This window comes from Paraburkholderia phenoliruptrix, from assembly GCF_902859825.1.
Lineage (GTDB): Bacteria > Pseudomonadota > Gammaproteobacteria > Burkholderiales > Burkholderiaceae > Paraburkholderia > Paraburkholderia phenoliruptrix.
Genome location: NZ_CADIKB010000012.1, coordinates 149,873 through 174,019 on the forward strand (window position 1 = coordinate 149,873; position 24,147 = coordinate 174,019).

Sequence of the window (24,147 nt, forward strand, 5' to 3'; positions counted from 1 at the left end):
CAAGGCAATGAGATGCGATGGAATGCACCCGCTGCGGCTGCGACCGCCCGTCGGGAGCCGCGGAGAGCCTCCAGGCAGCCCGGATTCCAGCGGACCACCTCATATTAGCTTGACGATTGAATCATGGAAAATGAATAATTTGGATACCATCCATCGCAATGAGAGAATTATGGACTTGGCCGCCTTGACGATATTTCGGGCCGTTGTGCGAGAGAACGGCGTGACGCGCGCTGCCGCAAAGCTCAACCGCGTGCAGTCCAACGTCACCACGCGCATCAAGCAGCTCGAAGAGCAGCTCGGGGCCGAGCTTTTCATCCGCGACGGGCGGCGCCTCGTGCTGACGCCCGCGGGCGAGACGCTCCTGCCCTATGCCGAAAGGCTGCTCGCTCTCGCCGACGAAGCGCGGCACGCGGTGCGCGCGGACCGTCCGAGCGGACGCCTGCGTCTCGGCACGATGGAAAGTGTTGCGGCGACGCGTCTTCCCGGCCTGCTCGCCCGCTATCACCAGCAATGGCCCGATGTGGCGCTCGAACTCGAGACCGGCACGACCGGCAAACTGATAGAGCGGGTGCGCGAATTCGAGGTGGATGCCGCGCTCGTCGCCACCCCGCTCGACCCGGCGAGCCTCGGCGAATTGTTCGAGACTGTGCCGGTGTTCACGGAGGAACTCGTCATGCTGACTCCGCGCGGGCATCGGCCGATTCGCGAAGTGCGCGACGTCTCGCTGTCGACACTGGTGGCGTTCGAGCGCGGCTGCGCGTACCGGGCTTATATCGAGAAATGGTATCTGGAGCACGGCGTGAGGCCGGCTCGGGTGCTGGAACTCGGCTCGTACCACGCCATCGTGGCTTGCGTGGCCGCCGGCGCGGGTGTCGCGGTGGCGCCCCGCTCCGTGCTGGGATTGGCTGCGGATGCAAGCAATATCGCCGTGCATGACCTGCCCGACATCGGCGCAGTGGATACGCTGCTCGTCTGGCGACGCGGGCATTTTTCCTCAGCGCTCAATGCGCTGAAGCAGACGCTGACGGGGCAAAACGGCATCCGCGATGCCGAAGATGAGGAGCACGCGGGTACGGATACGCTGGCCAATGCACGTCTTCACGCCAGCGCGGGGGCCGATGACATCGGCTGATTTTCTTGCTCACATGCCGCGGGATGTCGGGGGCTCGGCATGACGCGCCGGCATCAGACGGGCGCGTGACGCTTTTACGATCAGGCGCCCAGCGGAGTCACGGTGGAATCACGGCGGAAAAAACACAGAGTCACGTAATGCGCCGGCAAGTTGGCGCGCCGCGAGACCCTGTGGATGTTGCTTCAAGCTCAGGCCTGTTTCATATTCCAGCCAACAGGCCATTGTCGGCTGGCGCCCAAGCCCCGGCCTGGCAGCGATTCAAAGCTGGGATTCAAAGCTGCGCTTCGACCCAGCCCTTCACGCCGGCAAGCGCTGCCGGCAGATTCGCCGGCTCCGTGCCACCGGCTTGAGCCATGTCCGGCCGGCCGCCGCCCTTGCCGCCTACCTGCTGCGCCACGAAGTTGACGAGCTCGCCGGCCTTGACCTTCTTGCTCGCGTCCGCCGTCACGCCGGCAATCAGGCTGACCTTGCCGCCTTCGACGGAAGCGAGCACGATCGCCGCGCTCTTCAGCTTGTCCTTGAGCTTGTCGACCGTTTCGCGCAGCGTCTTGACGTCGGCGCCTTCGAGCGTGGCGGCGAGAACCTGCACGCCGGCGACTTCGATCGCCTGGCCGGCCAGTTCGTCGCCCTGGCTCGACGCCATTTTCGACTTGAGCGCGCTCAATTCTTTTTCCAGCTGCTTCACCTGGTCCTGGACCTGGGTGATGCGTTGCGTGAGCTCGGACGGCTGCGCCTTCAGCACCGACGCGGCGGCGTTGATGCGCGCATCGAGGTCCTGCACGAAGCGCACCGCGTTATCGCCGGTGATGGCCTCCACGCGACGAATACCGGCCGCCACGCCGCCTTCCATCACAATCTTGAAAAGGCCGATATCGCCGGTGCGATGCACGTGCGTGCCGCCGCACAACTCGCGCGAAAAGCCCAGGTCGAGCACGCGGACTTCGTCGCCGTACTTTTCGCCGAACAGCGCCATCGCGCCGCCCTTCACCGCTTCGTCGAACGGCATGACGCGCACGATGCCCGGCGCATTGGCCAGCACTTCGGCGTTGACGATTTCCTCGACGCGGCGAATCTGTTCGTCCGTCATGGGCGCGTTATGTGCGAAGTCGAACCGCGTCTTGTCCGGATCGACGAGCGAGCCCTTTTGCTGCACGTGCGAACCGAGCACTTCGCGCAGCGCCTTGTGCATCAGGTGCGTGGCCGAGTGGTTGCGAGCCGTGCGCGCGCGGCGCACCGCGTCGATTTCAGCCTTCACCACGTCGCCCACTTTCAGGATGCCCTGCTCCAGCGTGCCGTGATGACCCACCACGTCGGCCTGAACCTTCAGCGTGTCGGCCACCGCAAAGCGCACGCTCGCGTTGGCGAGCAGGCCCTGGTCGCCGACTTGGCCGCCCGACTCGGCGTAGAACGGCGTGTGGTCGAGCACCACCACAGCCTGCTGACCCTGCGCGACTTCCTGCACCGACGCGCCGTCCACATACAGTGCGACGACCTTCGCGTCGTCGAAGACGATTTCCTCGTAGCCGTGGAACGTGGTCTTGGCGCCCGAGTACTCGAGGCCTTGCGCCATCTTGAACTTGCCGGCCGCGCGGGCCTGCTCGCGCTGACGCGCCATAGCTTCGTCGAACGCGGATTCGTCGACCGTCACTTCGCGCTCGCGGCACACGTCCGCCGTCAGGTCGAGCGGGAAACCGTAGGTGTCGTGCAGCTTGAATGCGAGTTCGCCGTCGAGCGTCTTGCGCCCCTTCTTTTCCAGCTCGGCCAGCGCGTTTTCGAGAATCGACATGCCGTGTTCGATGGTCTCGAAGAAGCGCTCTTCTTCCTGACGCAGCACGTCGGTCACGCGCTGCTGCGCGTCTTTCAGTTCCGGATAGGCGCTCCCCATCTGCTCGACGAGGTCGGCCACCATGCGATGGAAGAACGAGCCCTTCTTGCCCAGCTTATAGCCATGGCGGATAGCGCGACGCACGATACGGCGCAGCACATAGCCGCGGCCCTCATTACCGGGAATCACGCCGTCGACGATCAGGAACGAGCACGCGCGAATGTGGTCGGCAATCACCTTCAGCGAATTGTTCGTGAGGTCGCTCACACCCGTTTCGCGCGCCGCAGCCTTGATGAGCGCCTGGAACAGATCGATCTCGTAGTTGCTGTGCACGTGCTGCAGCACGGCTGCAATACGCTCGAGACCCATGCCGGTGTCGACGCACTGCTTGGGCAGCGGCGTCATGTTGCCTTGCGCGTCGCGATTGAACTGCATGAACACGAGATTCCAGATCTCGATGTAGCGGTCGCCGTCTTCCTCGGGCGATCCCGGCGGGCCGCCCCACACTTCCGGGCCATGGTCGTAGAAGATTTCCGAGCACGGTCCGCACGGGCCGGTGTCGGCCATTTGCCAGAAATTGTCCGACGCGTAGCGCGCGCCTTTGTTGTCGCCGATACGGATGATGCGCTCCACCGGCACGCCGACTTCCTTTGCCCAGATGTCGTGCGCTTCGTCGTCTTCCTGATAGACGGTCACCCACAGCTTTTCTTTCGGCAACTGGTAGACGCCTGTCAGCAATTCCCACGCATAGTGGATGGCGTCACGCTTGAAGTAGTCGCCGAACGAGAAATTGCCCAGCATTTCGAAGAACGTGTGATGACGCGCGGTGTAGCCGACGTTTTCCAGGTCGTTGTGCTTGCCGCCTGCGCGCACGCTGCGCTGCGCAGTCGTGGCGCGCGAATACGGACGCGATTCTGCGCCGAGGAACACATCTTTGAACTGCACCATTCCCGAATTGGTGAAGAGCAGTGTCGGGTCGTTGCCGGGCACAAGGCTCGACGAGCGAACGATCGTATGGCCCTTCGATTCGAAGAACTTGAGGAATTTCTCGCGGATTTCGGCGGCTTTCATGGCGTGCGGGGGACGGTCCTGACTATTCCTGACTTTTACCGGCGGCATCGTGAGATGCGCCAACTGTTTGTTTCTTAAACGTCTGATTATACGGGATCGGCGCCCTTGCGCGGCAGCGCCGCGGGCTTGCTGGCCATTCGGCCAGGTCGGGCCGGGCAGTTTGCCGGGCTGATTGAAGATACCCGCCGTCGCCGGTGTGGTGAGCCGATCCGGCGGTCGTGCATACGGTGGCGCTTCTGGCACACCGCCGCGAGAGTCGCGTGTGAATCGTCCTATGACGTTCGGCCGACTGCGCCGGCCCGCGCGAATCGCTTAAGATGGCCCACATCCGCGGCGCCTCGCGCGCCGAACGCTTACATGGGAGACACTTGCAGACATGGGCGCTCTTAGTCATATCCGCGTGCTGGACCTCACGCGCGTGCTCGCCGGCCCCTGGTGCGCGCAGACGCTTGCCGATTTCGGTGCGGACGTCATCAAGATAGAACGCCCGCAGGTGGGCGACGACACGCGCCACTGGGGCCCTCCGTACCTCAGGACGCCGGAAGGCGCGGACACGCGCGAGGCGGCCTACTACCTCGCGGCGAACCGCAACAAGCGCTCGGTGACCGTGGACATCGCCTCGCCCGAAGGGCAGCGGATCATCCGTGAACTGGCCGCGCAAAGCGACGTGGTGCTGGAGAACTACAAGGTCGGTCAGTTGAAGAAGTACGGACTCGACTACGCGTCGCTGAAAGAGGTGAAACCCGATCTGATCTACTGTTCGGTGACGGGCTTCGGGCAGACCGGACCGTATGCGCAGCGCGCGGGCTACGACTTCATCGTGCAGGGCATGGGCGGCTTCATGAGCATTACCGGCGAGCGCGACGGCCAGCCGGGCGGCGGTCCGCAAAAGGCCGGCGTGGCAATTGCGGACCTGATGACCGGCATGTATTCGACCATTGCGGTGCTCACCGCGCTCACGCACCGCGACCGTACGGGCGAGGGTCAATATATCGACATGGCGCTGCTCGACGTGCAGGTCGCGATGCTCGCCAACATGAATTCGAATTACCTCGCAAGCGGTCAGCCGCCGGTGCGCTGGGGCAATGCGCATCCGAACATCGTGCCGTACCAGACGTTCCAGACGAGCGACGGCTGGATCATCGTCGCGGTCGGCAACGACGGGCAGTTTCGCAAGTTCGTCGAGGTCGGCCAACGCCCGGAACTCGCCGACGACGCGCGTTTCGCGACGAATCCGGCACGTGTGCGTCACCGTGACGTGCTTGTGCCGATACTCGCGGAGATGGTCCGCCTGCAGGGCAAGCAGCAATGGATCGCAGCGCTCGAAGCCGCGGGTGTCCCGTGCGGGCCGATCAACGATCTCGCGGAAGTGTTCGAAAACGAGCAGGTGGTGGCGCGCGGCATGCAGGTGGACCTGCCGCACCCGTCCGGCGGCACGGTCAAGCTGGTGCGCAACCCGATCAATATGACGGGCACGCCGCCGCAGGCGCTGACGCATCCGCCAACGCTCGGTGAACACACGGAAAGCGTGCTGCGCGAGATGCTCGGTTACGACGACGAACGGATCGCGGCGTTGCGCGCGCAGGCGGTGATTTGAGGCTGCACGGGCGTCGGCGTGGCGGCGAGCCGCGGGTCAGAGGGAAGCAGGTGGCTCTTCGGCTCTTCGGCTCTCTCGGCTCTCTCGGCTCTCTCGGCTCTCTCGGCTCTCTCGGCTCTCGCGGCGCACGGCGGCCCACCGCAACTCGCGGGCCCATGACGCAATAACACTTCGCTGGCGTGCGCCCGCCGCTGGCCGGCCTGACTCCCCGACTACGCGACTACCCGACCACCCGCCTCGCGCTCCGTCGCGGCCTTTTCAGACCGGGTTGCCGAGAGAGGCGAGCCATCTGCGCGCCTCGTCCCAGTCGCCGAGTCCGCTGTCCGCATTGATGTGTCCGCGCGCGCCCACGTCGAGCCAGCGGCTGCCCCATGCGTGTGCGCACGATTGAGAGAACGGCACGCCGCCGTAGGGATCGTCGGCGCTGGAAACGACGATGCTCGCAAACGGCAAGCGCGCGAGCGGCAACGGCGCGAAGCCACTCGCATCCTGCGGAAAATGCGGCCCCGCCGGGTCGGGCACGGCCACGAGCAGCGCGCCAGCGACCTTGGCAAATTGTGCGGCGCTCGCGTACTGTGCGGCCCAGAAGGCGGTCGTCAGGCAGCCCAGGCTGTGGGCCGCCAAGAGCACCGGCGCGTCGGCGGCGGCCACCGCGGTGTCGAGCGCGCGGCACCACGCGTCGCGCACGGGATGATCCCAGTCGGGCATCTGCACGCGGGTGAATGACCGGTCGAGCGCCTCCCAACGAGTCTGCCAATGGCCGGCGCCCGAGTTCTGGTAACCCGGCAGCACCAATACGTGTGGTTTTCGTGCGTTCATGATGTTCCCCGTAGTGTTGTTTTTGGCGTTGCCATTGCGAACAGTTCAATTGCGCGGAAACAGACGGCGAGACCGCCCGGACCGCCAGGGCGGCGACCGCCGTCGTGAGCGGCTGCCATTGCGAGCGTGATCAAGGTATCACGCGGGACACGCCGATGCCGCGCGGATCGGAAGCCGGCTCGGGCGTGGTGCCGTCGATGCGGATCATCTGCACGTCGCCGTTGAACGACTGCCCTTCCAGCGCGTAGCCCATCGCTTGCAACTGCGCGGCGAGTTCGCCGCCAATCGGACGATACGGCTCGAAGTAGATCGTCTTTTGCGGCAGCAACTGATGGTGAAAGCGCATCGCCGCGAGCGCGTCGGCGGGCGTCATGTTGAAGTCGTAAAGGTCGGTCATGACCTGGAAGATCGAGCTCAGAATGCGCGAGCCGCCCGGCGTGCCGATCACGAGCGACACTTTGTTGTCCTTCAGGACGATGGTCGGTGTCATCGACGAAAGCGGACGGCGGCCCGGCAACACGCTGTTGAGATCGGTACCGCTCGCACCGCTCCCGCCCGGCGCGCTCACGGCGGCGGGCTTCGTGACGAAGTCGTCCATCGCGTCGTTGAGCAGAAAGCCCGCGCCGTCGACCACGACGCCCGAGCCGAATTCGCCGTCGAGCGTCATGGTGTTCGACACCGCGTTGCCCCATTTGTCCACCACCGAGAAGTGCGTGGTCTGTGCCTTTTCCGGCGCCGCCTCGCCCAAGCCCGGCTTGACCGGCGCCGCGCCCGGCACTTCGTCGGCTTTGACTTCGTCGGCGCGTTGTGCGAGGTAGGCGTCGTCGAGCAGCTTGTCGACAGGCAATGTAGACGAGTCCGGGTCGCCCAGGTACTGCTGGCGGTCAGCGAACACGCGGTCTTCGATTTGCGCGACGAGATGAATGTACGGCGCCGAATTCAGCTCGAGCCCATCGAAAGCCTGCTTCAGATCGGCCTTCATTTTCAGCATCTGTATCAATCCCACGCCGCTCGAACCGGGCGGCGGCGCGCTCAGCACCTGGTAGCCGTTCCAGTTCGCCGACAACGGCTGGCGCCAGATGGCCTTGTACTGCAGCAGATCGGCCTTCGTCACGAGACCATGGCCGTACATCTGCTGTGCGATCAGATCCGCGGTGCGCCCCTCGTAGAACTCACGGCCGCCGTCGCTCGCAATACGCGCGAGCGTTTGCGCGAGCTCGGGCTGGCGGTACATGGCCCCCGCCTTGAGGCTCGCGAAATATGCATCGAAATTGGTCTTGCCGGCAAACGTCTTCGCCGTGGCGTCGCGCCGCTGCTGTAGCCACGGGTCGACCTGAAAGCCCTCCGTGGCATAACGGATCGCGGGCGCAAGCACCTGTTTCCACTTCAGCTTGCCGAAACGCTGCTGCGCCTGCCACATGCCGTCGACGGTCCCCGGCACGGCCACCGCGCGATGGCCGACTGCGCTCATGCCCGGCACCACGTTGCCCTTGTCGTCGAGATACATGTCGCGGGTCGCCTGTTGCGGCGCGCGCTCGCGATAGTCGAGGAAATACGGTTTGCCGTCGACGAAGAGGGTCATGAATCCGCCGCCGCCCAGATTGCCTGCATCGGGACGGGTCACGGCGAGCGTGAAGGCGATGGCCACGGCCGCATCGACCGCGTTGCCGCCGGCAGCGAAGATCTGCTGGGCGGCGTCGGCGCTGTAGCGGTCCGGCGTCGCGACCGCGGATGCAGCGAATACGGCCTTGGGCGGCGCGGTCTTCGCAAGCGCCGGAGCAGGCGCGAGCACACCGACGGTAAAGGTCGCGCACAGCGCGGCGAGCGCGAGGCGTCGGGCGAAAGAAGTGAAGACATCGGGCGCGCGAGGCGCGTCGTGCGTCGGCATTGACATCCGAAAAACTCCGGCACTGAGGGAGACTGGCGGTAAAGCGAGGGCAAACCGAAGGCAAACTGAGGCGCCATATTAGCGTCCGCGCGAATGCGACGGCTCACAGAGGCGTCGTCGAGGGCGGGCAAGCTCCACGGGCCGCCCGCGAGAACGGGCGCGAAAAACGCAGCAACCACACCCGCCGCACGCCGCACGCCGCACGCCGCACGCATCCTAAGTCGCCTGGCCGCGCCGGAACAAACCGATTTACCTCCTGTTACAGCACCCGTTCGCGCGCCGCCGCGTGGCCGCAGCGCGTCCACATCGGCCTCAAAACCCCCACCCGAGCCGCGCGAGCGTCGGTTGCACGCCGCACTCGTCTGTCGCATCGAGCCTCGTCAGGTAGAATTACCGGATAAGTGGGCGCACTGCGCGCCCCCGACAGACTTTCACCACCTCGCATGAATACCGAACGCAACGACGCGCCAGCGGCATCCAATTTCATCCGCAACATCATCGACGACGATAACCGCTCCGGCAAGTGGGGCCAACGCGTCGAAACGCGCTTTCCGCCCGAGCCGAATGGCTATCTGCACATCGGTCACGCCAAGAGCATCTGCCTGAACTTCGGCGTGGCGCGCAGCTACGGGGGCGTGTGCCACCTGCGTTTTGACGACACCAATCCGGAAAAGGAAAGCGTCGAATACGTCGACTCGATTATCGACGCCGTGCGCTGGCTCGGCTTCGAATGGCAGAAAGACGGCAAGGAGCACCTCTATTACGCGAGCGACTACTACGACAAGCTGTACGAATTCGCCGAGCTGCTGATCGAGCGCGGCAAGGCGTATGTGGACAGCCAGTCGGCGGAAGAAATGCGCGCGAACCGCGGTTCCGCGACCGAAGTCGGCACGCCCTCGCCTTTCCGCGAACGTTCGGTGCAGGAAAACCTCGACCTGTTCCGCCGCATGAAGGCCGGCGAGTTCAAGGAAGGCGAGCACGTGCTGCGCGCGAAGATCGACATGTCGTCGCCCAACTTCAATATGCGCGATCCGGTGCTCTACCGCATTCGCTTCGCCCATCACTACCGTACCGGCGACACATGGTGCGTGTATCCGATGTACGACTACACGCACTGCATTTCGGACGCGCTGGAAAACATCACGCATTCGCTGTGCACGCTCGAGTTCGAAGACCACCGTCCGTTGTACGACTGGATTCTGAACGAGCTCGCCGAAGCCGGCATTTTCACGCGCCCGCTGCCGCAGCAAATCGAATTCTCGCGCCTGAATCTGACCTACGCGATCACCAGCAAGCGCAAGCTGCTGCAACTCGTGACCGAAGGCCACGTGGACGGTTGGGACGACCCGCGCATGCCGACCATCGTCGGCGTGCGTCGGCGCGGCTTCACGCCCGAGTCGATCCAGCTGTTCTGCGAGCGCATCGGCGTGACCAAGGTCGATTCGTGGATCGACATGAGCGTGTTCGAAGGCGCGCTGCGCGACGATCTCGACGAAAAGGCGCCGCGCATTGCGGCCGTGCTGGACCCGCTCAAGCTCGTCATCGACAACTTCCCCGAAGGCCTCACCGAGCCGTGCAGCGCGCCGGTGCATCCGCACCATCCGGAACAGGGTGTGCGCGAGTTTCCGATTTCGCGCGAGCTGTGGATCGAACGCGACGACTTTACTGAAACCCCGCCGAAAGGCTATTTCCGTCTCTTCCCGGGCAACAAGGTGCGCTTGCGGTACGGCTATGTGATCGAGTGCACGGGTGCGGAGAAGGACGAGAACGGCAACATCGTCGCGGTGCATTGCAACTACTTCCCGGACAGCAAGTCGGGCACGGAAGGCGCGAACAACTACAAGGTCAAGGGCAACATCCACTGGGTCAGCGCGGCAGCCGCGTGCCCGGCCGAAGTGCGCATCTACGACCGCCTGTTCAAGGAACCGCAACCGGACGCGGGCGGGCGCGACTTCCTGGAAGCGCTGAACCCGGACTCGAAGCGCGTGGTCAACGCCTACCTGGAGCCGGGCGCGCACGGCGCGTTGCCCGAGCAGCGCTATCAGTTCGAACGGCACGGCTACTTTGTCGCGGACCGCGTCGACTCGAAGCCGGGCAAGCCTGTGTTCAACCGGATCGTCAGCTTGCGCGACAGTTGGGGCAAGCCAGCTTGAACGGCTAAGGACTCAGCGCGCATTCGCGCGCGGGATGACCGAAGAGGGCGTGCATCGCGTTTATCGGATGCACGCCTTTTTCTTTGCGCGGGCTGGCTTCGCCGTTCGGGCGGGTCGTGAGCGTCGCTACAGAGACGAATGCAGCGACCGATGCAGCTCGGTGAGCGAAAGCGTTGTCTGAAAGAGCCGCGCGAGGCTGCGGCTCGCGTACTTTTCCACCTCATCGGGCGCAGTCCAGCGATACGCGTCCATCTCGGGGATCAGCGTGCCGTCCGAGCGGCGCGGAAACAGCGACGTGCACGTGCATGAACCCAGGTCGAGCTCATCGGCGGTGGCGCGCGCCGCGAACAGGTGCAGATCCTTGTCGCGCCGATAAACAAACAGCCCCAGGTCTTTTAGACGCTCGGGCGCGAGCGCGATTCCGGTCTCCTCGACCATCTCGCGCAAAGCGGTGACCGCCGGCGCCTCGCCTTCTTCGCCGTGGCCTTTCGGAATATCCCAGTGCGACGTGTCGGTCGCGTGCGCGAGCAGCACGCGTCCTTCGGGATCGAGCAGCACGATACCGCACGAGACGACCCGTGGGCTCATCACCGCACCGGCCGCAACAACCACGACGACCACATCGGCCGGATCCGGCGCGCGGCTCGCAGAGGCGCCCCGCGACCGCCCACGCGCGTGTTCGCGACTGCGCGCATGCTCAACGCTTTTTCTGCAATTGCCATTTGCCGTCGCCCTCTTTGCAGAACTGCGGACGCAGCGTCATGGACTGCCCTTTCGCATTCAGCACGACGCCCACGTCGCGGCAGGTGCGCTCGCCGTCCTTCGACGTGCTCGCGACGGTGATGGCGGCGTCGATCTTCACACTGTTGCGGGTGCCTTCGTTGACCCAGTTGGTGCTTTCCCCATCCTGCTTTTCATCGAGCGCGGTAAAGACAGCCTGCTTGATCGAGTCGACGTCGCGCTGCTTCATATAGCTGATCGGCGTGTCGCTGAGAAAGCCGAGGTTCGCCGCTTGCGCGCAAATGGCCGCGCCAAGCAGAAGCGCCGCGGCGGTGACTTGACGGAAGGCACGGTGTCGCATCGACATGAAGAGTTCTCCTCTGAAACGTTTCGGGCGATCACGCGCGCTAATTGCGGCTCGCGATCTGGACCCCAAAAGCATAGCACGCCCCTTTGCGACAGCCGGGCGCGCGCGTGGACCTGCCCCACAGCGTCTGAGAATTTTTAGGATGACTCCCATATCCCCGCCCGGGGCGTCTTCCTATGATTGGCCGTATTGCGCGCTCGCGCTGAATGACTTCAAACGCCTCATGATGGAATTGTCCGTTGCGCTGGAAATCTTCGCCGTCGCACTTGCGCTGCTGTGCGTCGCGCTGGTGCCCGTGGCGATTCGACGTGACCCCGGTCTCGCGCTCCCAATCGTTCGCATCGACGGATTTCGGCGCCCACGCTGGCCGAACGTCGTGACGCGCGTCGGCGTGGCGTGCCTGCTCGTCTCCTTTGTGCTGCTGCTGTCGGCCTGTTATTGCATGCTCGCGGCCCCGCGAGCGTGAGCCCGATCGCCGCGGCTGTGTCGATGCCGCCGCGCAGTCGCCCGTTCAGTGCGACGCTGCGCCCTCACTCAGTGCCCAGCCTTGTAGCCGTCGGTGAGCGTGTTCAGAAACGCCACCATGTCTTTGATCTCGGCCTCGTCGAGCGCGGGCTGGTCGCCGGGCTTGCGGTCGAACGGCGGCTCGGTGTTCAGATTCGCCCAATAGCGCTTCGGCAAATCGTCGAACTTCTGCACCTTGCCCTTCACGACCGGATAGAACTTCCCGGGATTCGTGTCGCGCTCGGCATAGAAGTGCAGCACCTCTTCGAGCGAGTGATAGATGCCGTTATGAAAGAAGCTCTTTTTCAACGCGACGTTGCGCAGCGTCGGCGTGCGGAAGATGCCGCAGAACTCCGCGCGTCCCTTGAGATCGGTGCGCTCCGGACCGCACGCGCCCAAGTCGTAGAAACGGGGATCGCGATTCACGGCGAGCGCGCGGTTGCGCGGCACGCCGATCGCGATCAGGCCGAAGTCGCTGAACTGCGGCGGCGCGCCGTCCCGGCTGCGCTGGCTGATGTGGCAGCTCGCGCAATTGCCCTTCTTTTCGTCGTTGAAAAGTTGCAGACCGTGCAGCTCGGCCCGGCTGAGCTGCGCCTTGCCCGCCAGATAGGCGTCGTATTTGCTGCTGTACGGGTAGAACAGTCCCGGCGTCTGCTCGAAGGTTTCGAGCGCCTGCAGGACCGCCTTGAAGGTCGCGTCGTCGCTATCCAGAATATGTTCGCCAAATGCCGCGCGAAAATCGGCGGCATAGGGCGCCGCCTTGATTGCCGCCGTCACCTTCGCGGGCGAACTGCCCATCTCGAACGACGACAGCAGCGGAATGCGCGCCTGGTCGCCGCCACGATCCACGCGGCCGTCCCATGTGAGCCCGCCGGTGGGGCCCGCGTCGACGCTCTCGTCGCCTTCGTCGTCGGACTCGTGATAGTGCTCGGCGAACGCCGGCACCGCTTGCAGATACTTGAGCGTCGGCGCGGCGCGCATGCCCGTGCGATGCATGTCGTTGCCGCCCAGTTGCACCGACAACGCGTTGGCCGGCGCAAACCCGTGGTCCGGGCTGTGGCACGACGCGCACGCGAGTTTGCCCGAACCGGACAGCGACGGGTCGAAGAACAATTGCTTGCCGAGCGCGGTCATCTTGCGCACCGATTCGTAGACTTGCGCGCGCGTTTGACCGCCGTCCGGCGCCGCTTCGCGAGCGGCCACTTTCAGCGCCTGCGCGGCACTCGCCACCACAAGCGGATTCGCCGGCGCGTGCTGGGCGCTCGCGCCCACGTCCGCGGCAACAGCCGGTGCGCCCGAATCGCAACCGGCGAGCCCGGCGCTCGCCGCCACCGCCGCCAAGCCGAAGCGGCACAAAAACCCGAACGCAAATCCGGCGGACGCCGGTTCGGCGCGCCCGCCTTGCGCGGCCCCCGCTTGCGCACGCCCTGCTGTTTTTCGGATCCCCGTCAGACCGAGTCGCATAGGAATGTGGTGAATGTGCGATATCGAAGCTCGCGAGCGTATTTCATCAGTATGTCGTCGACATGACATCCAGCCGACGGAAATCGCCGACCCAAAGCGATCCGTAATGAATACATCGTTCTGTCAAATTGCGTCGCCACACTTTCGCACGCGGTCAACGAGCGATGCCCTGCACGCGGCCCGTCCCCAACGAGAGAGAGAACTCCCAACATGAACAAGAAACTGATCTGCGCGACGCCGCTGGCGATCGCCGCAGCGCTGAGCCTGTATGCATGCGGCGGCAACGAGGTCACGCAACCCGACATCACGTCGATCAAGACCGTGGTGGTGATCTACGCGGAAAACCGCAGCTTCGACAACCTGTACGGCAACTTCCCGGGCGCGAACGGTTTGCAGAACGTCACGGCGGCATCCGCGAAGCAGCTGGACCGCGACGGCTCGACGCTCGCGACGCTGCCGCAGGTCTGGAACGGCCTCACGCAAACCGGCGTGACGCCAGTCGTCACGCAGGCGATGACGGCCAATCTGCCCAACAGCCCGTTCGCGATCGACGACCCCAACGGGTTCAACACGCCGATCACCGCGACGACGCGCGATCTGTATCACCGCTTCTATGAAAACCAGATGCAGATCGACGGCGGCAAGAACGACAAGTTCGCCGCGTGGGCGGATTCGGGCGGCCTCGTCATGGGCCATTACACGCTCAATGCCGACAAGCTGCCGCTGTGGAAGATCGCGCAGCAATACACGCTCGCCGACAACTTCTTCATGGGCGCATTCGGCGGCTCGTTCCTGAATCACCAGTGGCTCGTGTGCGCGTGCACGCCTGTCTATCCGAATGCGGACAAGAGCCCGGCGGCCGGCTCCATTTCGGCCGTGCAAAGCGACGGCGTCACGCTCAAGCTCGCGTCGAACTCGCCGGCTTCGGCGCTGAACGGTCCGCCCAAGTTCGTGCTGTCCGGCAATCTCACGCCTGACTTCTTTGCGGTCAACACGATGCAGCCGCCGTATCAGCCGAGCGGCAACAAGCCGGCTTCGGGCGGCGACGCGAATCTCGCCGATCCGGGCGCGGCCACGACGTTGCCCGCGCAGACGCAGCAGCATATCGGCGATCTGCTGAACAACGCGAAGGTGTCGTGGGCCTGGTATGGCGGCGCGTGGGGCGCGGCGTTGTCGGCGGCACAAAGCGGTACGTCGAATGTGATTTACGGCGCGAATCTGAGCACGCCGAACTTCCAGCCGCATCACCAGCCGTTCAACTACTTCGCCGATCTCGCGCCGGGCACCGCCAACCGCACGCAGCATCTGCTCGACGGCGGCCTGGGCGGTTCCGAGTTCATCAAGGCGATCGACAGCGGCACGCTGCCGCAAGTCACGTTCTACAAGCCGCAGGGCAACCTGAACGAGCATCCGGGTTATACGGATGTCGCGTCGGGCGATCAGCACATTGCCGATGTCATTTCGCATCTGCAGAAGAGCCCGCAGTGGAACAACATGCTGGTGGTCGTCACCTACGACGAAAACGGCGGCTTCTGGGACCACGTCGCGCCGCCGAAGGCCGACCGCTGGGGTCCGGGCACGCGCATTCCGGCTCTCATCATCTCGCCGTTCGCGAAGAAGGGTTTTGTCGATCACACGCAGTACGACACGACCTCGATTCTGCGCTTCATCACGCACCGCTTCTCGCTGCCGACGCTGCCGGGCATCGCGGCGCGCGACGCGGCGCTCGTCGCCAACGGCGGCAAGCCGATGGGCGATCTGACGGCGGCGCTCGACATCAAGCAGTGAACGGGTGATGGCCAGGCAACAACGGTAAGCAACAGCCGCCCGCGCGGGCGGCTTTCGACGGGCAGCTTCGGCTGCCCATTTTTATTGGGCATAAAAAAATCCCATCACCGAATTGCGGTAGATGGGATTCTTCATGCAGACAATGGCGCGGCGGGCGAGGATCGAACTCACAACCTCAGGTTTAGAAGACCTGTGCTCTATCCAATTGAGCTACCGCCGCACAAGGCTGGGCCCGGATTATAACCGATCGCCCCGCACCCGCCAGCACGCCAGCAAGCGGCGGGCACGCCCAACATGATCAGACCGGCTGCGGATGCAGCACAAACCAGCCGAGGAACGCGATGCCCGCGATCACGCAGTAAAGGCCGAACGACGCGAGACGTCCGCGGCCCTCGAAATAGCGCATCAGGAAGCGCACGCTGAGATATGCGGCGATGGCCGTCAGCACGCCGCCCAGCAGCGCGTCGGCAAGCTGGCCCGGTGCATGAAAGAGCTTCGGCAGTTCGAGCAGTCCGGCCGCGAAAATGATCGGCGTACCGAGCAGGAACGAAAACTCCGCGGCCTTTTCGGCGGTGAGGCCTGCTGCATTGCCGGCGATCATCGTAAGACCGCTGCGCGAGAAGCCCGGAATCAGCGCGCCGATCTGCGCGAGGCCGACAAAAAACGCCTGGCGGAAATTCATCTTCTCCGGCGCCTGATGCGCGCGCGAGCGTTGCAAGCGGTCGCCGAGCCACAACAGCACGCCGTTGACGATCAGCGCAATCGCGACAATGCGCAGGTCGTGGAAAATCAGTTCGAGCCGCTTTTCGAGCAGCAGCCCGACGAGCCCGGCCGGAATCGTGCCGATGATGAGCGCCCACATCATGTGTGCGTCGTCATTGCGGCGTCCGCCGAACGACGAGAAAAAGCCGCGCACGAGCGCGCACCAGCGCTCGCGGAAATACCACAGCAACGCGAATGCGGTGCCGAGGTGCAAGGCGACGAGAAAGGGCAGCAACTGCGGCGCGTGTTTATCGATATGCATGCCGAACAATGCGGGCACCAGCAGCGTATGGCCGAGACTGCTCACCGGGAAGAGTTCGGTCACGCCTTGCAGCACGCTCAGGAAAATCAGAAACGACAGGTTCACGCGGCAGTCCTTGTAAGGAAAATGTCGGGGACAGCGCGCCGCACAAACGAGTTCCGGCGCGTCAAAAGGCGCACCGATTATGCCTGGCTGCCAGGTCAGCGCCAAGCGTTTGGGCCGTATTAGGGGAAATTTTGACGCGCTGCGTCACGATCCGACAGGATCTTGACGCGAAACGCCCATCAGAAAGAGCCGCCCGTCAGTCGCAGCCCTTGAATCATCCAATGGCGAGAGGCGAGATCAGCGCGCTCGGGAGGCCACCATGCTGACGAACTGCAAGCCATGCATCGCGTGAGCGTCGGGCGGCGCAGCGGCGAGCCGCGCGGATCAACGCTCGAGCTTGTAAAAGAAGTAGACGGTGCTGGCGGTGAACATGCCGAACAGCGCGACACCCATTGCCATTGCGAGATCCATGACGCCTCCTGAGCGATCTCGCCCGGCGGTAGATATCACCGGGCAGTGAGACGGATTATCGGCAAGAACGGCCAAGTCGCGACACTCGCAATTTCCCGAGAAGGGTTTCCCCGTAGCGCAAAGCAGAGCAAAATCGTCGTCTCGGCCGGCCCGGCTTGCCGGTGAGGCGGGCAGGAAATCGTCTGAAAGAGGGAGGCAGCGCCGCTGCCGGGGCCCGCCTCTCCCGCCGCCGAAGCGCCGTCAGCCGGGCCTGCCCCGGGCTCAACCTTTTTTCATCACGCCATCGACCATGCCTCTTTCACCGCAGCAGGACATTCTCGAAATCGCCCAGGACGCCTCCGTGCTCCGCTTCGCGCCGCAAGCCGGCGGCCGTCTGCTTTCGTGGATCATCGACGGCGAGGAAGTGATTCATTGGCCGGAACACGCGGATTGGAGCCAGCCTGCGCGCATTCGCGGCGGCAACCCGCTGCTGTTTCCGTTTCTCGGACGCCATCGCGTGGACGGCAAGATCGGTTACTGGCGCGACGCGCAAGGCACGGTGCGCGAACTGCCCATGCACGGCTTTGCGCGCGACCTGCCCTTCGACGCGCACGCGGACGTGCACGGCGCCGGCCTGCGCCTCGTGCTGACCGACAGTGAGGCGACGCGCGCCGGCTACCCGTTCGGCTTTCGCTTTGAAGCGGCGTATACGCTCGTCGACGCGCACACACTCGACGTCACGCTGACCACCGCCAATACCGGCGACGCACCGTTGCCCTACTACGCCGGCCATCACTTCTACTTCACGCTGCCGCACACGCAGCGCGCGCAGACGTCGCTCGAATTGCCACCCACCGAACGGCGCTTCCAGCAGGCCGACGGTTCGATCAGCGCGGCCGAGCCGGGCGAAGCGCGCTATACACTCGACGAAGCGCGTATCCACGACCGCTTTCATTGCCTGACCGGCGTGCCGGATCGGCCGGTTAAACTGATCGCGCCGGGCCTTGACCGCGTCATCACGATCGACCTGCAGCGGCCGAACTCCGTGCCGTGGTACTGCGTGACCACGTGGACCGAAGCGCCGGAGTCCGACTTCTATTGCGTCGAGCCCTGGCTCGGCTTGCCCGATGCGATTCATAACGGGATGGGGCTGCGCTGGCTCGATCCGGGCCAAACCGAAGCCGCCGCGTTGCGCATTCATGTGGGCAAACGCGGCTGAACGGCGAGTGACGCCGCGCGCGGGCCGGTGCGCCCAAAATGGCGCCTTTGCCCGTTTTCGCGATGCTGCAACGCAAAACCGTTAGAATCGGACGCTTTGTCTCTACCTGCCGCGTGATCGGGATCGGCGCGCGGCAGCGCTTTGCGAGGTCCAATGCCTGGAACAACAAGAATGATCAAACGACTCGCCTGCGTGTCGTTGGTGGCGCTCGTCGCCGCGTGCGGGTCGGCGCCGGTGGGGCCGGGGTTCTATCGCGTCGAACGGGGCGACACGCTGTCGAAGATCGCGCGCAGTCACCGTCAATCGGTGCAAAGCATCGCGCGCTGGAACAACCTGACCAACCCGGACAGCATCGAGGTTGGACAGGTACTGCGCGTCCAGCCGCCCAATGGCGCGGCCGCGACGAGCGGCGCCGTGCGCACCAACGGCACCGGCAGCGCGACTGCCTCGGCGGGTTCAGCGGCGGGTTCGTCTGCGGGTTCGGCTTCCTCGCGCTCTGCGGCCGCCGACAATGCGCCGTCCGCGCCCGCGTCGTCCATTTCCCTCGTGTGGCCGACTAGCGGCAGCGTGATTCGCGGCTTCGACGGCGCGAACTCCAAGGGCATCGACATTGCCGCCCCCGCGGGCACACCGGTGGTGGCGGCGGCAGCGGGCACGGTGGTGTACGCGGGCAATGGGCTGCGCGGTTACGGCAACCTGCTGATTCTCAAGCACAACGCCGAGTATCTGACCGCGTATGCGCACAACCGCGCGCTGTTCGTGAAGGAAGGCGAAACCGTCGCACAAGGCCAGAAGATCGCCGAGATGGGCGATACCGATACCAACCGCGTCATGCTGCACTTCGAGTTGCGCTATCAGGGCCGCTCGATCGACCCGTCGCGCGCCTTGCCGCCGCGTTAGGCGAGTCGGCGGCCTGGGGAACCCCGCGTGCTATAAACGCTCAATCCGGCACACGTGGCCTCGCGCCACGCCTTTCATGTCATCTGTAAGGAATTCTGCAATGAAGAGCGCATTGGCGTCCGTCGCAACGGCCGCGGCGATCGGCGTCGGCCTGTTGACACTCGGCAGCCTCGCGGGCTGCTCGACGACCACCACCATGACCTACCTGCCGAGCGGCGACACGGGCTTCGCGATCAACTGCAGCGGCAGCGACGCAAGCACGAGCTGGGCGGAATGCTACAAACGCGCGGGCGAGGTGTGCGGCAACTATGGCTACGACGTCGTATCGAAGGACGTGGATAACGGCGCCACTTCCGGTGGTACCGTCGGCGGTATTTTCGGTGCGAACGTGAAAAACCGCTCGATGGTGGTTCGCTGCAAGCAATGACGTGGGTGGGCTGCGCCGCCGGATGGCGGCGACTCCGGGCGGCCGCGCCGCCAGCGCCCGGAACGCGGTTCGATGCGCACGGCGAAGGCGAGCAGCGCCGCGAACCCCATGGGCCACAGCGCCACGAAAATGATGACCCCGTTCATAATCGGCGAAAGAAAATGTAAGCTTCATGATCCGCCTCGCCTGTGTACTCGCAATGACTGCCGTAAAAACCGCACAAAAAAAGCCCGGCGCGAAGCCGGGCTAACGGGGGTTCGGCGCATATCGGCAAAGGACCGGTTCACCATGCGCCAGAACCAAATTTAACAACGGGGTTTTACAAGCGCAATATATTAATTTCCTGAACAATGTGATGCGACGCACGGATTTCGCGCTCTGTGAACCGGAAATCGCTCAAATAAACGGCAATGGCGGGCCGCCATTCCGGTCACTGCAGATTGATTAACAGCGCGATTAAAGCGGCTTAACCAGCTGGAAACCCGCATGTAGCAAGGCGGATGCCACCGAGCGGCAATTAGGCTGAAGAAAACCCGGCCCCGCCCCGCGGCACGTGCAGTCGCCGTAATTCGGCGGCTCAATGCGGGTTGAAGGGCTTAGTGCGCCAGCGCACCTTTTCTATGAAATAGCCGCATTCACCGAAACTCTCTTCAAAAATGTCGCAACCGCACATTCGCAAATTGCGAATTACCGTTCTCTAATCCGCCGACGAATTATCGAGTTTTAAATCATCCACTCTCTTTGCCAATAATCTGATGTTATTCATTCGCCTCGCCAGGCGCAAACCAGCCGAAAGTGATAGCCGGCTCTTCGGCAATCGTTTTACATGATGTGCAATCGCCAATTCCGAGCCGTTGAACCGGGCAGCGTGAAGGTTCAGAATCGGACGCAGGCTGCCATCGCCGATGGTTTATAGTAACGACCCCGCCAGAATCCGCTTACGATGACTTCCCACGACGCCACCCACACTCCCCTGTACGCCAAGCTCCTCGCCGAAACCGCCAAAATCGGCTGGCCGGAACTGGAGCGCTTTTTTGCGCGCGGCATGCTGCTGCGCGTCGCGAGCGACCTCGATCTCGTGAGCGTGGCGGAAGCCATCGCCAACGACGACACCGCGCAGGTCACTCAATGGCTGTCGGCCGGGCTGGTCGAGCGCGTGCAAGCGGAAACCGCCGCCGACTTCGCCGCGCGCGACCCGGACCTGTGGGCGGTGGTCGTCTCGCCGTGGGTGTGCGTGCAGGAGCGCCATTGAGCGAAGCGGCGCCCGCGCTGCCTGTCAGCTGGCACCGCCGCGTGCTGGCACTCGCGTTTCCGATTGTCCTTGCCAACCTGACTCAGCCGATTCTCGGTGCCGTCGATACCGCCGTCGCCGGCCATCTGAACGGCGCGTCGTATCTGGGCGGCGTGGCGCTCGGCGGCCTTTTTTTCAACTTCGTGTTCTGGAGCTTCGGCTTTTTGCGCATGGGCACGACGGGGCTTGTCGCGCAGTCGCACGGCGCGGGCGACCACGCCGGATTGCGCGATAACGTGGTCCGGGCGCTGTTGCTCGCGGCGGCAATCGGCGCCGTGGTGCTCGCGCTGCACGTGCCACTGAGCGACTACGCGTTGCGCGCGCTCGGCGGCAGCGACGCGGTGCAGCGCAACGCCCGCCTCTACTGCCACGCGCGCATTTGGGCCGCGCCGCTCGCGCTCGGCAACTATGTGGTGCTCGGCTGGCTGTTGGGCACGCAGCGCGTGAGGCTCGCGTTGCTGTCGCAAGTGTTCATCAATGGCGTGAACATCGCCGCCGTGTTTCTGTATGTGTATGGCTTCGATTGGGGCGTCGCTGGAATCGGCGCGGCGACCGCGACGGCGGACGCGCTCGGCTTCGTACTGGGAGCCGCGCTGCTGTGGCGCGCGAGGCCGCGCGGACTGCCACCGCTGACGCGCCCCGCACTCTTCGATGCGGCAGCACTGCAGCGGCTCGTCGCCCTGAATCGCGACATCTTCGTGCGCACGCTGTGTTTGCTGCTCTCGTTCGGCTGGTTCGCACACCTGGGCGCGCGGCAAGGCGACGCCACACTCGCCGCGAATGCGCTGCTGCTCAACTTTCAGACCTTCATGGCTTATGGGCTCGACGGCTTCGCGCACGCCGCGGAGGCGCTGGTCGGCGCGGCAATCGGCGCGCGCGACCGGCATGCGTTCGTGCAGGCGGTCAAGGCGACGGCGTGGTGGTCGGCGCTCGGCGCGGTCGGCTTCGCGCTCGTCTACGCGGGCGCCGGTGCGTGGATCGTCGAACGTCTGACGGATCAGCCAAACGTGCGAGTGGCCGCCGAACGCTATCTGCCGTGGGCGGCGCTGTCGCCGATGGTGTCGGTGGCGGGGTATGTACTCGACGGTGTGTTCATCGGCGCGACGCGCACACGCGAACTGATGACGTCGATGATCGTGTCGTTCGCGATCTTCGTGGGCGCATCGTGGCCGCTCCTCGCTCTCTACGGCAACCACGGACTGTGGGCCGCCATGCTGCTCTTCATGGCCGCGCGCGGCGTGACGCTGGCGCGCCATCTGCCGCAGCTCGTTCGCGCGCTGGCCGATCCCGGCGCTCAGCGTGCGACGGGCGCGGGCACCATCGCGGGCGGGTGAGTGTCCGTCGGCACGCCGTGGTAATCGGCGGGATCCTGCGGCGGCCCGGCGCGGCGCCCGGACGGGCCATTCGTACAACCGGCGACACTCGCGGCGAGCAGCAATGCAATCATCGAAACGCGGAACATGGACGCAAATCTCTCTAACGAAAAGGAAACCTAAGACGGGAGCGCGGAAGTCTACCCGCAACGGGCATTCCACGACGCCGCGCGCGCAGCCGCCGCTGCCATTTCGCGATGCGTGACCTACTATGAAGTCACAGCCGGACGTCAAAGGAGACTGCCATGGACGCTGAATCGATTGCAGGTCTGGTCGGACTCGCAGTAGGTCTCGCGGTGCTGCTCGCCCTGTCCATTTTCGAATCGCGGACTTATCGCCGCGAACACGGCGAAGGCATGCTGCATCACTGGGTGACGCATCAGCACATGCACATGCCGCACTGGATGCGCCGGCGGCATTGAACCCCGCGGTTGCGCGATTCGTCTGCAGGTCGTCCCGCGCCCGCGGGTGGGATCTCGTGTGCGCGCGCTTTTGTCTGGCTTGACGAGGGCGCCCGGTCTCGGGCACGCGCGTTGCTGATCCGGTCGCTGCAAGAAGCGCGTGCGTTGTGCGTCGCTTGCGGTGGCACACAGCGTGCGTCGGATCAACTATGCGGCCCACTATCCGTCGGGGCCGGACAGGGAGAACTCAAATGACGATCGGAACCATCCTGCTCATCGTGCTTATCCTGCTGCTGATCGGTGCGCTGCCGACCTGGCCGTATAGCAGCGGTTGGGGCTACCGCCCGACCGGCGTGCTCGGCGTCGTGCTGATCATCGTTATCGTGCTGCTGGTTCTGGGACGCATATGACGCGGCGCGCCTCGCTCCGACGCAATTCGCGATTGACTCTGGCATCTGTTGCCCCTTAGAATCTCGGATTCGTCGGAGCGTAGCGCAGCCTGGTAGCGCATCTGATTTGGGATCAGAGGGTCGAAGGTTCGAATCCTTTCGCTCCGACCACGAAACAAGCAATACAGAAGCAAAATACATAGGCAACAAGTGCATCACAAAACCCGCGCAGGCTTCGGCTTCGCGGGTTTTTGCGTTTCTGGGCTGGTGCTTTGCACCCGATGGGGTGATGAACCTTCGCATGTCGGAACATTTGAGTGCGCTGCCCGCGTCCGGGACCGCGATCTGCTAAAGCATCCGCGGCATCCGTGCATGGCATGCTTGAGAGCATGAGAAACAAGCGGCAAACAGGAGACGAACAGGCAACCAGCCTGCCGACTCACCCGACTTGCAGCGCGCTTCGCGCGCATGCCACAGTGGACACCATCGCAGCACCGCGCAGCGCATTGCAACTCGTACACGCAGACACAAGGAGCCCGCATGAATCTGATTCTCTGGCGTCACGCCGAAGCCGAAGACTATGCCGCCACAGATCTCGCCCGCGCGCTCACCACACGCGGCCGCAAGCAGGCGCAGAATGTGGCGAAATGGCTGCGCACGCGGCTGCCGGACGACGCCGTGGTCCTCGCGAGCCCCGCCGTGCGCACCATCCAGACAGCCGAGACGCTCAGCGACCATTACCGCGTCGTGCGCGAGCTCGCGCCGAATGCCAGCGCGCTTGACGTGCTCAGTGCGGCCGGCTGGCCGAAAGGCATCGCCGAAACGGTGGTGATCGTCGGTCATCAGCCGACGCTCGGCCATGTCGCGGCGAAGCTGCTCGCCGGCAGCGACGCAAGCTGGCCGGTCAAGAAAGCGGGCCTCTGGTGGATCGAGAGCCGCGAGCGTCACGGTGACGATCAGGCGGTGCTGCTTGCGGCGATGACGCCGGACCTCGTCTGACCGACGAGACACGTCGCGCGCGTGCTCCTGTGTCAGGGCCTGCCGTCGGCCTGCCGCATGACATGACAGGCCGTCGCGTGCGCGAGCGGCTTCGCAGAATTCCTGAGCCACGTGACGTAAAAGCCAGTGGGCTGGCCGCTAACGAAGCAGTTCAGTAAGCCGCTCCGCAAACGGTCTAATAATCGGGTAAGGCAATGTCCCACAGACAGTTGAAGGTTGGGACGGCGGGTGCGGCATAGATTATGCGACCTTGCGATCATGGTCAATGTTGGATTTCGAGGGCGAACGCTTCAGGGCGGCG

Annotated in this window: 21 protein-coding genes and 2 tRNA genes; 14 read left to right on the forward strand and 9 right to left on the reverse strand. The window is 64.4% G+C overall.

The features are described from left to right. The first annotated feature begins 169 nt into the window (after window positions 1–169). Window positions 170–1,132, forward strand: a complete 963-nt coding sequence (locus tag HV711_RS15180) for a LysR family transcriptional regulator (RefSeq protein WP_028363592.1) — start codon at window positions 170–172, stop codon at window positions 1,130–1,132. Window positions 1,133–1,403: 271 nt separating this feature from the next. Here HV711_RS15180 and alaS read toward each other — a convergent pair whose 3' ends face one another. Then, window positions 1,404–4,028, reverse strand: coding sequence for an alanine--tRNA ligase (gene alaS / locus HV711_RS15185; RefSeq protein WP_035476746.1), 2,625 nt, complete (start codon window positions 4,026–4,028; stop codon window positions 1,404–1,406). A gap of 376 nt (window positions 4,029–4,404) precedes the next feature. Here alaS and HV711_RS15190 point away from each other — a divergent pair, with 376 nt between their 5' ends. Beyond that, window positions 4,405–5,625: a CaiB/BaiF CoA transferase family protein gene (locus HV711_RS15190; protein ID WP_028363594.1), complete on the forward strand. Its 1,221-nt coding sequence runs from the start codon at window positions 4,405–4,407 to the stop codon at window positions 5,623–5,625. A 258-nt stretch (window positions 5,626–5,883) separates the two neighbouring features. Here the strand turns inward: HV711_RS15190 and HV711_RS15195 are convergent, their stop codons facing one another. Both HV711_RS15195 and ggt read right to left on the reverse strand, forming a co-directional pair. Next, window positions 5,884–6,444 (reverse strand): RBBP9/YdeN family alpha/beta hydrolase, encoded by a 561-nt coding sequence (locus tag HV711_RS15195; protein WP_035476747.1) that lies wholly within the window; start codon window positions 6,442–6,444, stop codon window positions 5,884–5,886. 130 nt (window positions 6,445–6,574) lie between these two features. Next, window positions 6,575–8,338, reverse strand: a complete 1,764-nt coding sequence (ggt, locus tag HV711_RS15200; RefSeq protein WP_035476749.1) for a gamma-glutamyltransferase — start codon at window positions 8,336–8,338, stop codon at window positions 6,575–6,577. Window positions 8,339–8,775: 437 nt separating this feature from the next. Here ggt and HV711_RS15205 point away from each other — a divergent pair, with 437 nt between their 5' ends. After that, window positions 8,776–10,485: a glutamine--tRNA ligase/YqeY domain fusion protein gene (locus HV711_RS15205; protein WP_013589092.1), complete on the forward strand. Its 1,710-nt coding sequence runs from the start codon at window positions 8,776–8,778 to the stop codon at window positions 10,483–10,485. Window positions 10,486–10,611: 126 nt separating this feature from the next. Here HV711_RS15205 and HV711_RS15210 read toward each other — a convergent pair whose 3' ends face one another. Both HV711_RS15210 and HV711_RS15215 read right to left on the reverse strand, forming a co-directional pair. After that, on the reverse strand, window positions 10,612–11,073 hold the full coding sequence (locus HV711_RS15210; protein WP_013589093.1) for an NUDIX hydrolase: 462 nt from the start codon (window positions 11,071–11,073) through the stop codon (window positions 10,612–10,614). Window positions 11,074–11,182: 109 nt separating this feature from the next. Beyond that, the gene (locus HV711_RS15215) at window positions 11,183–11,572 is read right to left on the reverse strand and encodes an RT0821/Lpp0805 family surface protein (RefSeq protein WP_035476751.1); all 390 of its coding nucleotides are present in this window, start codon (window positions 11,570–11,572) and stop codon (window positions 11,183–11,185) included. A gap of 142 nt (window positions 11,573–11,714) precedes the next feature. Between HV711_RS15215 and HV711_RS15220 the strand changes: the two genes are divergently transcribed. After that, window positions 11,715–12,038: a hypothetical protein gene (locus tag HV711_RS15220; RefSeq protein WP_244142695.1), complete on the forward strand. Its 324-nt coding sequence runs from the start codon at window positions 11,715–11,717 to the stop codon at window positions 12,036–12,038. Window positions 12,039–12,106: 68 nt separating this feature from the next. Here the strand turns inward: HV711_RS15220 and HV711_RS15225 are convergent, their stop codons facing one another. Beyond that, the gene (locus tag HV711_RS15225) at window positions 12,107–13,540 is read right to left on the reverse strand and encodes a cytochrome-c peroxidase (RefSeq protein WP_035476753.1); all 1,434 of its coding nucleotides are present in this window, start codon (window positions 13,538–13,540) and stop codon (window positions 12,107–12,109) included. Between the two features lie 210 nt (window positions 13,541–13,750). Here HV711_RS15225 and HV711_RS15230 point away from each other — a divergent pair, with 210 nt between their 5' ends. Continuing rightward, the gene (locus tag HV711_RS15230) at window positions 13,751–15,328 is read left to right on the forward strand and encodes an acid phosphatase (protein WP_013589097.1); all 1,578 of its coding nucleotides are present in this window, start codon (window positions 13,751–13,753) and stop codon (window positions 15,326–15,328) included. Between the two features lie 143 nt (window positions 15,329–15,471). On the opposite strand, the gene HV711_RS15235 is transcribed toward HV711_RS15230, so the two are convergent. From HV711_RS15235 to HV711_RS15245, 3 genes are all read right to left on the reverse strand, one after another. Beyond that, a tRNA-Arg gene (locus HV711_RS15235) sits at window positions 15,472–15,548 on the reverse strand. Between the two features lie 78 nt (window positions 15,549–15,626). Further along, entirely contained in the window at window positions 15,627–16,457 is an 831-nt protein-coding gene (locus HV711_RS15240) for an undecaprenyl-diphosphate phosphatase (protein WP_013589098.1), read from the reverse strand. 324 nt (window positions 16,458–16,781) lie between these two features. Beyond that, window positions 16,782–16,943, reverse strand: coding sequence for a hypothetical protein (locus tag HV711_RS15245; RefSeq protein WP_175145127.1), 162 nt, complete (start codon window positions 16,941–16,943; stop codon window positions 16,782–16,784). A 214-nt stretch (window positions 16,944–17,157) separates the two neighbouring features. Between HV711_RS15245 and HV711_RS15250 the strand changes: the two genes are divergently transcribed. The 9 genes from HV711_RS15250 to HV711_RS15290 all read left to right on the forward strand — a co-directional run bounded on the left by HV711_RS15250 (window position 17,158) and on the right by HV711_RS15290 (window position 23,846). Next, complete coding sequence (locus HV711_RS15250) at window positions 17,158–18,066, forward strand: aldose epimerase family protein (RefSeq protein ID WP_028363602.1); 909 nt, start codon at window positions 17,158–17,160, stop codon at window positions 18,064–18,066. 153 nt (window positions 18,067–18,219) lie between these two features. After that, complete coding sequence (locus HV711_RS15255) at window positions 18,220–18,966, forward strand: peptidoglycan DD-metalloendopeptidase family protein (RefSeq protein ID WP_035476755.1); 747 nt, start codon at window positions 18,220–18,222, stop codon at window positions 18,964–18,966. Between the two features lie 100 nt (window positions 18,967–19,066). Beyond that, window positions 19,067–19,393, forward strand: coding sequence for a hypothetical protein (locus HV711_RS15260; RefSeq protein ID WP_013589101.1), 327 nt, complete (start codon window positions 19,067–19,069; stop codon window positions 19,391–19,393). A 943-nt stretch (window positions 19,394–20,336) separates the two neighbouring features. Next, window positions 20,337–20,645 (forward strand): DUF2288 domain-containing protein, encoded by a 309-nt coding sequence (locus HV711_RS15265; protein ID WP_013589102.1) that lies wholly within the window; start codon window positions 20,337–20,339, stop codon window positions 20,643–20,645. After that, window positions 20,642–22,018: an MATE family efflux transporter gene (locus tag HV711_RS15270; RefSeq protein WP_035476759.1), complete on the forward strand. Its 1,377-nt coding sequence runs from the start codon at window positions 20,642–20,644 to the stop codon at window positions 22,016–22,018. The genes HV711_RS15265 and HV711_RS15270 overlap by 4 nt, the downstream gene beginning before the upstream one ends. A gap of 284 nt (window positions 22,019–22,302) precedes the next feature. After that, the gene (locus HV711_RS15275) at window positions 22,303–22,479 is read left to right on the forward strand and encodes a hypothetical protein (RefSeq protein ID WP_013589105.1); all 177 of its coding nucleotides are present in this window, start codon (window positions 22,303–22,305) and stop codon (window positions 22,477–22,479) included. 230 nt (window positions 22,480–22,709) lie between these two features. Next, window positions 22,710–22,868: a DUF3309 family protein gene (locus HV711_RS15280; RefSeq protein WP_006051997.1), complete on the forward strand. Its 159-nt coding sequence runs from the start codon at window positions 22,710–22,712 to the stop codon at window positions 22,866–22,868. A gap of 73 nt (window positions 22,869–22,941) precedes the next feature. Then, window positions 22,942–23,018 (forward strand) — tRNA-Pro (locus HV711_RS15285). 369 nt (window positions 23,019–23,387) lie between these two features. Continuing rightward, entirely contained in the window at window positions 23,388–23,846 is a 459-nt protein-coding gene (locus HV711_RS15290; RefSeq protein ID WP_028363606.1) for a SixA phosphatase family protein, read from the forward strand. Window positions 23,847–24,147 lie beyond the last annotated feature (301 nt).